This is a genomic window from Agromyces sp. NPDC056965 (assembly GCF_042673425.1).
Taxonomy (GTDB): Bacteria; Actinomycetota; Actinomycetes; order Actinomycetales; family Microbacteriaceae; genus Agromyces.
The window spans coordinates 1-12,858 of the sequence record NZ_JBHURI010000099.1 but is presented as its reverse complement, the minus strand read 5'-3'; the positions used below and the strand labels follow the sequence as shown (position 1 = coordinate 12,858).

The window sequence follows — 12,858 nt, the reverse complement described above, 5'->3', positions numbered from 1 at the left end:
GGCCGCCCCCGCCTGGATCGGTGACGCATCGGATGTGGTGCTCATGGTTCGGTGGTCACCGATCCCTCCGGGGTGTTGCGAAAGCGGACTGCTGGTCGAGCGGGGATCAGCCCGCGTCGGCCTGCGCCTGGATCTCGGTCAGGACGTCCTGTGCGGGCTTCGTCTGAAGCTGTCCGAACAGCGCCTTGAACGCGGCATCCGTCGCCGACCACTTGGGGTTGGTGCTCGGGTAGAACTGCGCGTCGGGCAGCACCTCGAGGAACGGCGCGAGCGCCTCCTCGGAGGAGAGCTCGGTTGCGCCCGACTTGGTGACGGGCAGGAAGCCCTCGGTCTGCACCCACGGCACGTAGACGTCGGCCGTGTAGTAGTAGTCGAGGAACTTGGTGATCGCCTCCTGCTTGTCGCCGTCGTTCTGGAAGGCCATGAGCTGGTCCATGACGCCGACCGTCATGGGGCTGCCGTCCTTCGTGGGGATCGGGACGATCGAGTAGTCGAGCTCGGGGTTGTTCTCCTCGATCTGGCCGACGGTCGGCGGGAGGCCGACCTGCATGCCGATCTTGCCCTGGATGAAGATGTCCATGAGCGGCGAACGGTCGGTCGAGCCCGGGTCGGCCTGCGTGGCGCCCGCGTCGATCATCTTCTTGATCTGGTCGGCGCCGGGCAGGTTCGCCGGGTCGTCGACGGTGATCTCGGTCGCGTCGCCGAACGTGCCGCCGCCGCCCCACAGCCACACGGCTGCTTCGGCCTGCGCCTCTTCGGAACCGAGCGGCATGCCGTAGCCGGCGATGCCGCCGCCGAGCGCCGAGACCTTCGTCGCGGCGTCGAGCAGTTCGTCCCAGTTGGTGGGCGGCGCAGCGACACCGGCCTGCTCGAGCAGCGCGTTGTTCACGAACAGCGCGCGAGCCGAGGCGATGAGCGGCAGGGCGTAGGCCGTGCCGTCGACCTCGGCGTTCGCGATGAACGAGTCCTGGAAGTCGCTGAACGTCTCGGGCGAGACGACGTCTTCGGCCGGGTAGAGCAGCTCGTCGGCGGCGAAGCCGGCGAAGGGGCCGCCGTTGTAGATGTCGGGAGCCTCGCCACCCTGGATCTTCGTGGCGATGACGGTCTCGAGGTTGTCCCACGACTGCACTTCGAGCTTGACGTCGATGTCGGTGTTCTCGGCTTCGAAGCCCTCGATGACGTCTTCCCAGAGGCCCTGGGTGTTGTCGGAGTAGCTCGGCACGAGCAGGTCGAGCGTGGTCTTGCCACCGGCTTCCTCACTCGAACCGCCGCCGAAGCCGCAGGATGCGAGCGTGAGCGACGCCGTGGCGGCGAGCGCGACGGCCGTGCCGAGGCGCAGAGACTTCTTCATGGATGCTTCCTCACTGTGGTGGATGGTGCACCAACGCCCGGACGGAGCCTCGCGCGACGGTGCGTGTGTTCGGGAACTCGCACCCGACGACTCTGCCGGAGTGCTGTTTCCTGAACGTTTCGCCGTGCAAACGATCATGTTCGTTCACTCGACGCACGAAATCTATGTCGAATCCGGATCGGCCGTCAAGGCGTGCAACTGATTCGTTATGAGATTTTGTTCAGATCCCTCACAAATTCGACAGTGCCACGAAAGTGCTCCAATCAATCGTTCGACTGATCGTTGGACACGGATTGCAGTCATCTGCAATCATGAGTAGTCATGTCGGCGCCGATCTCGTGCGCCGGCCGCCGAACACCCGTCTGGAGCCGTCTTGACCGAGCATTCGACCACCGAACACACCCCTGCCGCGCACATGGCGGCCGAGCTCGCCTCGCAGCCCGAGACCTGGGCGAAGGCCGAGTCGCTCCGCGCCGAGCAGGCGCTGCTCCCGGCCAGCGGTGCGCGCATCGCCGTCGTCGGCTGCGGCACGTCCTGGTTCATCGCGCAGTCGTACGCGTGGCTCCGCGAGGCCGGCGGCCACGGCGTGACCGACGCCTTCGCGGCATCCGAGGCCTTCGTCGATCGCGGCTACGACGCCGTCGTCGCCCTCACCCGCTCCGGCACGACCACTGAGGTGCTCCAGCTCGTCGAGGGCCTGCGCGGGCGCGTGCGCACCGTCGGCGTCATCGGCGATGCATCCTCGCCGCTCGTCGGCCTCGTCGACGACGCCGTGCTCCTGCCGTTCGCCGACGAGCAGTCGGTCGTGCAGACCCGGTTCGCGACGACCGCGCTCGCGCTCTTCCGCGCGTCGCTCGGCGAAGACCTGAGCGGTGCGATCGCCGACGCCGAGTGTGCGGTGGCCGAAGAGCTCGCCCCTGAACTGACGGACGCCGAGCAGTACACCTTCCTCGGCCGCGGCTGGTCGGTCGGCCTCGCCCACGAGGCGGCGCTGAAGATGCGCGAGGCCTCGCAGTCGTGGACCGAGTCGTACCCCTCGATGGAGTACCGCCACGGCCCGATCGCGATCGCGGCGCCCGGCCGCGTCACCTGGCAGTTCGGCGAAGCGCCCGAGGGCCTCGCGGGCGACGTCGCCGTCACCGGTGCGCACTTCGAGGCGGGCGCGCTCGACCCGATGGCCGAGCTCGTGCGCGCCCAGCGCGTCGCCCTCGCCCGTGCCCGCGCGAAGGGCCTCGACCCCGACGCGCCGCGCAACCTCACCCGCTCCGTCATCCTCGACGCGTGATGACCGAGCGCCCCTCTCCCGACGCGACCCGGCTCGGCCCGGGCGACGCGGTACTCGCCTTCGATGTCGGCGGCACCGACACGAAGTCGGCGCTCGTCGACGCGTCGGGGCGGGTGCTCGGCCTCCGCCGCACGCCGACGCCCCTCGACTCCGCCGACCCCGCCGGCACGATCGTGGCCTCGCTCGCGGTACTCGCCCGCGAGCATCTCGCCGCAGCGCCCGGCGTCGTTCCGGTCGCCGCGGGGGTCAGCGTCCCGGGCTTGGTCGACGAGCGCGCCGGCGTCGGCATGTTCGCCTCGAACCTCGGCTGGCGCGATGCCCCGATCCACTCACTCGCCGAAGCCGCCCTCGGCCTGCCCGTGGCCTTCGGTCACGACGTGCGGGCCGCGGGCGACGCCGAGCACCGGCTCGGGGCGGCGCGCGGCTACGGCGACGTCGTCGTGCTCGCGATCGGCACGGGCATCGCGAGCGCACTCGTGCTCGGCGACCGCCCGTACGCGGGCGGCGGGTTCGCCGGCGAGATCGGCCATTCGCTCGCCGACCCGCTCGGCGAGCGCTGCCCCTGCGGCGCGATCGGATGCCTCGAGACGATCGCGTCGGCCGGCGCGATCGCACGTCGGTACTCCGCCGCATCCGGCACACCGGTCGGCGGGGCGCGCGAAGTGCTCGATGCCGCCACCGCGGGCGACCCGCTCGCACGCCGGGTGTGGGACGACGCCGTCGAAGCGCTCGCGGAGGCGATCGCGAGACTCGTCGCGATCCTCGCGCCCGAGGCCGTCGTGATCGGCGGCGGGCTCGCCCAGGCCGGCCCCGCACTCTTCGGCCCGCTCGGAGCGCGCCTCGACGCTCTCCTCAGCTTCCACCGCCGACCGGCACTCGTGCACGCCGAACTCGGCGACGACGCAGGCCTCCTCGGCACGGCGCTCGCGGCCCGCGACCTCGCCGCCGCGCGACGTGAGGGCGGTGCCGCGTGATCCTCACCGTGACGCCGAACCCGGCACTCGACCTGACGTGGCACGTCGATCGCCTGCTGCCGGGTGAGACGCACCGGGTCGACGCCGGCGCCGCGCGCGCCGGCGGCAAGGGGCTGAACGTCGCTCGCGTGCTGCACGCCGAGGGGCATGACGTGCTCGCGCTCACGACCGTCGGAGGCGCGGTCGGCGACGAATTCGCGGCGGAACTCGCCTCGAGCGGCATCCCGCATCGCCTGGTCCCCGTCACCGGGGCGACGAGGCGCAGCATCGCCCTCGTCGACGAGGCGAGCGGAGAGACGAGCGTGCTGAACGAACGCGGCGCCGCGCTCGCACCGCACGACGTCGACGCCCTCGCGACGAGCGCACTCGAACTCGGCCGCGGCGCCGACGCCGTCGCGATCTGCGGGAGCCTGCCCGACGGATTCGGTCCCGCCGAGCTCGCCTCGCTCGTCGGCTCGCTCGTCGATGCCGGCGTACCCGTGATCGTCGACACGAGCGGGCCCGGCCTGCTCGCGGCCGCGCGCGCCGGAGCCTCGGCGCTGAAGCCCAACGCCGAGGAGCTCGGTGCGGCGACCGGCCTCGACGACCCCGCCGCCGGAGCCCGTGCCCTCCTCGACCTCGGCGCGGGCATCGTCGTCGCCTCGCTCGGCTCCGAGGGCCTCATGATCGTGTCGTCGGATGCCCCGGGCGAGGTCCGGGCGCGCCTGCCCCGCAGGCTGCACGGCAACGCGACCGGCGCGGGCGATGCCGCGGTGGCGGCGATCGCGGCGGCACTCGCCGAGACGCCGGAACTCGCCGCCGACACCGCTGCCTCGGCCGAGGCACGCGCCCGGCTCGCTCGCCGAGCGACCGCCTGGTCGGCCTCGGCGGTGCTCATGCCCCTGGCGGGCGACCTCTCGCCCGAGCACGCCGCCCTCGAGCTCGAGGTCGTCGTGACCACGACCAGCACCGGCAGCGCCGGACCCTCCGACCCGGAAGCGACAGCATGACCCTCACTCCCACTCGCACCATCCTCACCGACGCCGTCGCGGCCGGCCGTGCCGTCGGCGCGTTCAACGTGCTGCATCTCGAGACCGCCGAGGCCCTCGTGCGCGCGGCGGAGTCGACCGGATTGCCCGTCATCCTGCAGATCTCCGAGAACGCGATCCGCTATCACGGCGGCTTCGAACCGATCGCCCGCGCCACCCTCGCCGTCGCCGAGGCCTCGAGCGCCGCCGTCGCGGTGCACCTCGACCACGCAGAGGACCCGGCGCTCGCGCTGCTCGCGATCGACCACGGCTTCGGTTCGGTCATGTACGACGGCGCCAAGCTCGACTTCGCCGACAACGTCGAGACGACCCGCAGGGTCGTCGCGCATGCCTCGACGACCGGCGTGCTCGTCGAGGCCGAGCTCGGCGAGATCGGCGGGAAGGACGGCGCACACGCCCCCGGCGTTCGCACCGACCCAGCCGAGGCCGCGCAGTTCGTGGCCGAGACCGGTGTCGAGGCCCTCGCCGTCGCGGTCGGATCGTCGCACGCGATGACCGAGCGCGTCGCGCCGCTCGATCTCGAGCTCATCGCCCGCCTCCGCGCTGCGGTGCCCGTTCCCCTCGTGCTGCACGGTTCGTCGGGCGTGCCCGATGAGACGATCGTCGCGGGCATCCGCGCCGGGCTCGTCAAGGTCAACGTCTCGACCCATCTGAATGCGCAGTTCACCGGTGCGATCCGTCGGTTCCTCGACGAGCATCCGACGGTCGTAGACTCGCGCAAGTACCTCGCCGCCGGGCGCGACGCCATCGAAGCAGAGGCGGCCCGCCTCCTCCGCCTGTTCGCCGGGAAGGACCCCAACGGATGAATCGTGCCGAACGGTTGAGCGCCGTCCTCGATCTCCTCGCCGAGGGCGGTCAGGTCGACGTCGACCAGATCGTCGACCGCCTCGAGGTGTCACCGGCGACGGCGCGGCGCGACCTCGACGCCCTGGCCCGTCAGCAGCTGCTGACCCGCACCCGCGGCGGGGCCGTCGCGCACTCGGTCGCCTACGACCTGCCGATCCGGTACAAGAACCAGCAGAACCCGAACGCGAAGGCGGCGATCGCCCATGCGGCGAGCGCGCTCGTGCCGCGCGGCGCCGTCATCGGGCTCTGCGGCGGCACGACGTCGACCGCGATCGCCGACGCCCTCATGTCCCGCGCCGACATCATGGAGCCGGCGCCCGACCCGAGCCTGACCGTCGTCACCAATGCGATCAACATCGCCATGCAGCTCGCGATGCGCCCGCAGATCAAGACCGTCGTGACCGGGGGCGTCGTGCACGCGCGCTCGTACGAACTCGTCGGCGCCTACACCGACGCCGTACTCGGCAGCATCACGCTCGACCTCGCGTTCATCGGCGTCAACGGCATCGACCCCGTCGTCGGGCCGACGTCGCACGACGAACGCGAGGCCGCGGTCAACGCGCTCATGGCGGCGCGCGCCACGCAGGCGGTGCTGGTGGCCGACTCGTCGAAGATCGACAAGCGGGCGTTCGCGGCGATCGGGCCGCGGCGGCTGTTCTCGACCGTCATCACCGACGCCGGAGCCACGCAGGAGCAGCTCGAACGGCTGTCCGACGCGGGCTACGACGTTATCGTTGCTTAGGTGAGCACCCCACCCGTCGTCATCCACTCCGCGCGCCTCGTGAGCGGCGCCGACACCGTCACCGACGCATGGGTGCGGTTCGACGGCGACCAGGTGACCGCGCGCGGCATCGGCGACGGCTGGCTCCACGGGCTCGCGATCGAGTCGGCGACGGTGACGGATGCCGCGGGGGGCTTCCTGACCCCCGGATTCATCGACATCCACTGCCACGGCGCCGGCGGCGCGGCCGCCGACGAGGGCGACGCGGCGATCGAGCAGGTGCTCGCGGTGCACAACGCCCACGGCACGACGCGTTCGGTGCTCTCGCTCGTGACCTCGTCGGTCGACCGGCTGGCGCACGATCTCGCGACGATCGCCCGGTTCGCCGAACGCGATCCGCGTGTGCTCGGCGCTCATCTCGAGGGCCCGTTTCTCGACACCGAGTTCCGCGGAGCGCACGACCCCGGCCTGCTGCGCGGTGCCGACGAGGCATCCGTCGACCTGCTGCTCGATGCCGCGGCCGGCACGCTGCGGCAGATCACGATCGCCCCCGAGCATGACGGCGCGCTCGAGGCGATCGCACGGTTCGTCGCCGCCGACGTACGGGTGGCCGTCGGTCATACGGGAGCCGACTTCGAGACCGCGCTCGCGGCCTTCGACGCCGGCGCCACGATCCTCACGCATGCGTTCAACGGCATGCGCGGCATCCACCACCGTGCGCCCGGCCCCGTGGTGGCGGCGATGCACGCCGATCACGTCACCCTCGAGATCATCAACGACGGCGTGCACGTGCACCCCGATGTCGTCAAGCTCGCCTTCGCCGGCGCACCGGGCCGCGTCGCACTCATCACCGACGCGATGGCGGCGACGGGGTCCGCCGACGGCGTCTACGTGCTGGGATCGCTCGAGGTCGTCGTCACCGACGGCGTCGCGCGCCTGCGCGAGGGCGGATCCATCGCCGGTTCGACGCTCACGCAGGACGACGCGCTCCGCCGCGCGGTCCTCGACTGCGGCATCCCGCTCGACGAGGCGGTCGGCGCGCTCACCGTGACGCCCGCCGCCGCCATCGGCCGAGCCGGCGATCTCGGCCGACTCGACGCCGGGTTCGCGGCGGACGCGGTGCTCCTCGACGCCGATCTCGGTGTGCAGGCCGTCTGGGGTGCCGGCGCGCGCCTGGCCTGATCCGCGCCGCGCGCGCCCGTTCACGTCGCGCGCCTTGGGGTGCGGAGCCGAGACGGGGCCCGGAGGCGTGTTCCCCTTCGCCTCCGAGACCCTCGCCCGTTCGAGTGGAGCGCATCGTTTCCCCCGACGCACTCCACTCATTCGCCGGCTGGGCCGGCATCCGTCTCGGGGGTTCGGGTCGCCTGAGACGGCGGTTGTTCGGAAGGCGGTTGGGTGCCTTCCACCTGAGAGACGTCGGTACGGCGCATTTATGACGCGACATCCGGAGAATCTTTTCCGCACCCGTTTCTCAGGGATTTCTGCTGGAATAGGGGCACCCGAATCTCCCGCGTCATGATCGCCCCCTCGGCGCGTCTCTTCGGTGGGCCCGTTCCCGACCTGCTCGTCCACCTGTTACCCGAAGGAGCCGTCGTGCCGCCGCTGCGCACCGACCGATCGGCCGACGCCGCGCTCATCGAGCGCACGCGAAAGGGCGACGGCTCGGCGTACGCCGAACTGTGGGAACGACACGCCGCCTCGGCGCGCACCGTCGCGCGGTCGTACAGCTCGCTGGACCCCGACGACCTCGTGGCCGAGTCGTTCACGAAGATCTACAGCGCGATCCTCGCCGGCGGCGGACCCACGGGCGCCTTCCGCCCCTACCTCTTCACGACGATCCGCAACACCGCGGCCGGCTGGGGCCGCGCACGGCACGAGACGACGCTCGAGACGCTCGAGTCGTTCGAGGACCCCGCGACGAGCGAGTCCGCCACCCTCGATGCACTCGATCGCAGCGCCACCGCGCAGGCCTTCCGCGCCCTGCCGACCCGGTGGCAGGAGGTGCTCTGGTACTCCGAGGTCGAGAACATGACCCCGCAGCAGATAGCACCGCTCCTCGGCATGAGCGCAAACAGCACGGCGGCGCTCGCCTACCGTGCACGCGAGGGCCTTCGCCAGTCGTGGATCCGCGTGCACCTGCGCAACCCCGCCAATGCGCCCGAGTGCCAGTGGAGCATCGACCGGCTCGGCACGTACACCCGGGGCAAGCTCCGGGCCCGTGAGACCACACGCCTCGAAGCACACCTCGACGACTGCGCCCGCTGTACGATCGTCGCCGCCGAGGCGCGCGAGGTCGGCTCACGGCTCGCACTCGTGCTGCTGCCGCTCACCGCCGGAATCGGCGGCGCGACGGCGTACTCGGCCTGGCTCTCGCAGGGTGCGCCGGTCGCCGAGGTCGCGATGGGTGCCGCCGCGATGCCCGCCGTCATCATCGGCCACACCGCCGGCACCTCGAGCGCTGCCGGTTCGACCGCGGGGGCGAGCTCCACCGCTGGAGCAGGCGCAGGCGGCGCAGGCGCTGCCGGGGGCGCCGCCTCCGCGACCGGGCTCGGCGCCCTCGGCGGCTCCGGCCTCGTGATCGGCGTCGGAGCCGGAGCGCTCGTCGCGGCCGCAGCCGTCGCCGCCGTGATCGTCGTGCCGGGCATCGTGAATCCCGCGGAACCCGCACCGCAGGCCGTCGTCGCTGCCGCGCCGCCCGAGTCCGAGGCTGCGAAGTCGACCGATGAGTCGCCGACGACGACCCAGCCCGATCCTGGGCCCCCGATCCCCGTGGTCGAGCCTGCCCCCGATTCCGTGGAGGAGTCGGCCGAGCCCGAGGTTCCCGTCGCCGCGCCGAGCCCTGCTCCGGCCCCGACGCCTCCGGCCCCGAAGCCCGATCCCGAGCCCGAGCCCGAGCCGGAACCCGTCGACACCGAGGCGCTGCCCCCCGTGGTGATGCCGGCCGACACATCCGGCGGTCTCGTCGACCCCCTCCTGTCGGGAACGGCCGAGCCCGGCGCGAGCATCTTCGTCTCGGTGCAGTCGCCCGCGGCGGCGGCCGTGGCATCCGACGAGACGGCGCCCGACGCCGTGGCGGACGAGTCCGGCGATTGGACCCTCGTGTACTCGGGCCTCCCCGCAGGCACCCACCTGCTCTCGGTCGAGCAAGTCGACCGTGCCGGCAACCGCTCGGCAGCGAGCTCTCCCGTCGAGGTCACGCTCACGAGCCCTGAGCTGATGCTCGAGGGCATCGGATCGCAGATCTGGCGGATCTCGTTCCATGGTGCGCCCGACGCGACTGTGCAGGTGCTCGTCGACGGTGTCGAGCTCGACGAGGTCGTGCTCGACGGCCGCGGCGACCGCGATTTCTACGGCCTGTTCCGAATCCCGCGCGATCTCGAAATCACCGTTCGCTACACGGTCGACGGCCGAAATGGGCCCTCCGCACCCGCCGAACGCAGTTGGTGGGCGAACAGCGCTCCTGCGCTCGACAGCACCCCCGATGCGGGCCTCGAGCTCCTTCCCGGGCCCGCGACCGCCCCTGCGCCCGACCCCGCTAGTCTGGCGGGATGACCGAGCACGTCCCAGGCGCCGCCCCCGAACACCTCCACCACTGGGTCGTCACGCTCAGCTGCACCGACGGCCCCGGCATCGTGCACGCGATCAGCGGAGCGATCGTGGCGGCACGCGGCAACATCACCGAGAGCCAGCAGTTCGCGAGCGTCGACACCGGCAACTTCTTCATGCGCCTGCAGGTCGAGTCCTCGGCCGGCCGAGACGAGTTCGAGGCGGCGCTCGCACCGGTCACCGAGCGGTGGAACATGCAGTGGCACCTCGACGAGGTCGGCCGACCGCTGCGCACGCTCGTACTCGCCTCGACCGCCGGCCACTGCGTCAACGACCTGCTCTTCCGCCAGCGCGCCGGGCAGCTGACCGTCGAGATCCCGCTCGTGCTCTCGAACCACGGCACGCTGCGCGACCTCGTCGACTTCTACGGCGTGCCGTTCGAAGCCCTCGCGGTGACCGATACCGCGTCGAAGGCCGCCTTCGAACGCCGAGTGCTCGACGCCGTCGACGAGCACGACATCGAGCTCGTCGTGCTTGCCCGGTACATGCAGATCCTCTCCCCCGAGCTCTGCGCGGCCCTCGAGGGCCGCTGCATCAACATCCACCACTCCTTCCTGCCCGGCTTCAAGGGCGCGAATCCGTACCGGCAGGCGCACTCGCGCGGCGTGAAGCTCATCGGCGCGACCGCGCACTTCGTGACGAGCGACCTCGACGAGGGGCCGATCATCGAGCAGAACGTCGTGCGCGTCGATCACTCGCGCAGCCCGGGCGAACTCGTCGCGATCGGTCAGGACGAGGAGAGCCGCACCCTCAGCCAGGCGGTCAAGTGGTTCGCCGAGCGCCGGGTGCTCCTCGACGGCGTCCGCACGATCATCTTCCGCTGAGGTCGCGGGTAGACTCGAGGGTTGTGAGCGACGCACAACAGCACGAGCAGCAGCCGAAGATCGGGCCGAACGACATCCTGCGGTTCTTCCTCGAACTCTTCGCGTTCGTCTCGCTCGGCGTCTGGGGTTTCCTGGCCTTCCCGCTGCCGTGGCCGGGCGTCGCCATCGGCATCGGTGCGCCGCTGCTCGCGATCCTCGCGTGGGCGCTGTTCGTGTCGCCGAAGGCGGTCTTCCGCGTCGACGCGTTCGGCAAGGCGATCGTGGAGATCGCCGTCTTCTCGGCCGCCGCGATCGGATGGTGGACCCTCGGCCAGCCCATCGTCGCCGTCGTCTTCGCGGTCGTCGCGGCGGTGAGCGGCATCATCAACGGTCGCAAGGAGCTCGCGGGCTGACCCGCGGCGACCCGGCCCGAGCCGGGCCGCCCTCCCCGCCCGCGGCTCAGACCGCGACGGCCGCCTCGGCGTCGGACTCCGCGCCGCCCGCGGTGCGGAAGTGGCCGATGACGGAGAGCAGCAGTCCGCCGACGGCCCACGCCCCGAGCACGAGCCACGGGAAGGTCATGTCGGCCGACGGGAAGTACGAGAGCTCGCGCACGAGCGTCGCCGCCGCCCCCGGCGGGAACCACTGGCCGATGTCGCCCCAGGGTGCCGGATAGAACTCCTTCGGTACCGCGGCGCCCGAGATCGGGTTGGCGAACAGCAGCATGACCACCGGGCCGACGGCGATGCCGGCCCGGCCGATGAGCGCCACGAACCCGGTGATCGGTGCGGCGATCGCCGCGAGCGCGAGCGCGATGGCCGCGGCGTTCAGCACGTAGTCGCCCTGCAGCGCCCCGAACCAGCCCTGCAGGATGCCGGCGAGCACGAGCCCGCCCGCGGCCGAGTAGAGCAGCACCGCGAACACCCGACGCATCGCGCCGATGACGGCGACCGAGATCGCGATGCCGCCGAGCATGCCGCCGAGCACGAGCGGGAAGAGCGCGGCGGTGAGCCCGGTGCCCCGCGGGTCGGTGTCGGCGAGCGGCACCACGTCGGTGACGACGACCTCGATGTGCGGCGGAGCCGTGGGGGCGCCGGCGGCGGCCGCGGCAGCTGCGGCCTGGGCGTTGACCCCCTCTTCGAGCCCGCTCGCGATGCCGGTGAGCAGCTGGGCGACCACGAGGCTCGACGCCGAGGAGGTGAGCACCTCGGGTTCGGCCCCGAGCACGATGGCGCCGTACACCTCACGGGATTCGATCGCGGCGACGGCGGCCTCCCGATCGTCGACCGCGTCGAACCGGATGGCGCCTGGCGACTGCTCGTCGACCGTGTCCTCGACCGCCGAGATCGCCTCGGCGTGGCCCGAGATCGCGATCGGCAGGTTCTTCGCATCGGCCGTCACCGATGGCCACGAGAACGCGAGCACGATGACCGCGACCACCGCGGCGAGCGCGAGCGCGATGCCGATGACGCGACCGATGGGGGTGTGCCGGCTGACGGCATCCGGGTGGCTGGCCATGATCTCCTCCGAAGAAAAACGAATGTTCGTTCTTTATAATTCTGAGCGTGCCGTCTAGGCTTGTCAAGAACGATCACCCGCTCATCGACGGAGAAGCCGAGCATGCCGAAGGTCACCGCCGCGTACCGCGAGGCCCGCCGCGACGAGATCATCGACGCCGCCCTCCGCGCCTTCTCGGTGAAGGGGTTCCAGGGCACCTCGATGGCCGATGTCATCGCGGAGACCGGCCTGTCGGCAGGCGCCATCTACGGCCACTTCGCCGGCAAGAAGGAGCTGTTCGCCGCCGTCGCGGCTCGCACCCTGCAGAGTCGACGCCTCGAGGTCGAGGCGCAGCAGACCGACGGCCGCCTGCTCACCCCCGGCGAGGTCGTCACCACGATCCTCCGTGGCATGCGCGACTCCTTCGACACCCGGCTGCTCGTACAGCTCTGGGCCGACGCCGCCGCCGACCCCGCGATCCTCGAGAGCATCGGGGCTCCGCTCGCCTTCGTACCGGAGGCGTTCGGCGCATCCGTCCGGCCGTGGTTCGAGGCGCACCCCGAACACGCCGGCGACGACATCGACGCCACGATCGCCCGGCTCGTGCCGATCATGCTGGCGCTCGGGCAGGGCTTCATGATCCAGCGGCAGATCTTCCCCGACTTCGACGACGAGGCCTACTTCGCGAGCGTCAGACAGCTCCTCCCCCACTGACCACAAAGGGGTGAGGGGATGCCGCGGCATCCC

General features: G+C 71.6%; 12 protein-coding genes. 10 read left to right on the top strand and 2 right to left on the bottom strand.

Annotated features, from left to right (window positions below; all coding sequences use genetic code 11):
* Positions 1-106: 106 nt before the first annotated feature.
* Complete coding sequence (locus ACFTQE_RS18110) at positions 107-1,351, bottom strand: extracellular solute-binding protein (protein WP_376926370.1); 1,245 nt, start codon at positions 1,349-1,351, stop codon at positions 107-109.
* Positions 1,352-1,766: 415 nt separating this feature from the next.
* Between ACFTQE_RS18110 and ACFTQE_RS18105 the strand changes: the two genes are divergently transcribed.
* The 9 genes from ACFTQE_RS18105 to ACFTQE_RS18065 all read left to right on the top strand — a co-directional run bounded on the left by ACFTQE_RS18105 (position 1,767) and on the right by ACFTQE_RS18065 (position 11,027).
* Entirely contained in the window at positions 1,767-2,636 is an 870-nt protein-coding gene (locus tag ACFTQE_RS18105; RefSeq protein WP_376926372.1) for an SIS domain-containing protein, read from the top strand.
* Entirely contained in the window at positions 2,636-3,610 is a 975-nt protein-coding gene (locus tag ACFTQE_RS18100) for an ROK family protein (RefSeq protein WP_376926371.1), read from the top strand. Before ACFTQE_RS18105 ends, ACFTQE_RS18100 begins: the two co-directional genes overlap by 1 nt.
* The gene (locus ACFTQE_RS18095) at positions 3,607-4,599 is read left to right on the top strand and encodes a 1-phosphofructokinase family hexose kinase (RefSeq protein WP_376926369.1); all 993 of its coding nucleotides are present in this window, start codon (positions 3,607-3,609) and stop codon (positions 4,597-4,599) included. The genes ACFTQE_RS18100 and ACFTQE_RS18095 overlap by 4 nt, the downstream gene beginning before the upstream one ends.
* Positions 4,596-5,444 carry a ketose-bisphosphate aldolase gene (locus ACFTQE_RS18090; RefSeq protein WP_376926368.1) on the top strand — a complete coding sequence of 283 codons (849 nt, stop codon included), beginning with the start codon at positions 4,596-4,598 and terminating at the stop codon, positions 5,442-5,444. Before ACFTQE_RS18095 ends, ACFTQE_RS18090 begins: the two co-directional genes overlap by 4 nt.
* Positions 5,441-6,226, top strand: coding sequence for a DeoR/GlpR family DNA-binding transcription regulator (locus ACFTQE_RS18085; protein WP_375834992.1), 786 nt, complete (start codon positions 5,441-5,443; stop codon positions 6,224-6,226). The genes ACFTQE_RS18090 and ACFTQE_RS18085 overlap by 4 nt, the downstream gene beginning before the upstream one ends.
* Complete coding sequence (gene nagA / locus ACFTQE_RS18080) at positions 6,227-7,387, top strand: N-acetylglucosamine-6-phosphate deacetylase (RefSeq protein ID WP_376926367.1); 1,161 nt, start codon at positions 6,227-6,229, stop codon at positions 7,385-7,387. It abuts the gene before it with no gap.
* A gap of 333 nt (positions 7,388-7,720) precedes the next feature.
* A complete protein-coding gene (locus tag ACFTQE_RS18075) occupies positions 7,721-9,757 on the top strand; it encodes a sigma-70 family RNA polymerase sigma factor (protein ID WP_376926366.1) in 2,037 nt (678 codons plus the stop codon).
* Positions 9,754-10,635, top strand: coding sequence for a formyltetrahydrofolate deformylase (purU, locus tag ACFTQE_RS18070; RefSeq protein ID WP_376926365.1), 882 nt, complete (start codon positions 9,754-9,756; stop codon positions 10,633-10,635). Before ACFTQE_RS18075 ends, purU begins: the two co-directional genes overlap by 4 nt.
* Positions 10,636-10,658: 23 nt before the next feature.
* A complete protein-coding gene (locus ACFTQE_RS18065; protein ID WP_375835003.1) occupies positions 10,659-11,027 on the top strand; it encodes a YrdB family protein in 369 nt (122 codons plus the stop codon).
* Between the two features lie 46 nt (positions 11,028-11,073).
* On the opposite strand, the gene ACFTQE_RS18060 is transcribed toward ACFTQE_RS18065, so the two are convergent.
* Positions 11,074-12,132, bottom strand: coding sequence for a hypothetical protein (locus ACFTQE_RS18060; protein WP_376926364.1), 1,059 nt, complete (start codon positions 12,130-12,132; stop codon positions 11,074-11,076).
* Between the two features lie 102 nt (positions 12,133-12,234).
* Between ACFTQE_RS18060 and ACFTQE_RS18055 the strand changes: the two genes are divergently transcribed.
* Entirely contained in the window at positions 12,235-12,825 is a 591-nt protein-coding gene (locus tag ACFTQE_RS18055) for a TetR/AcrR family transcriptional regulator (protein ID WP_376926363.1), read from the top strand.
* Positions 12,826-12,858 lie beyond the last annotated feature (33 nt).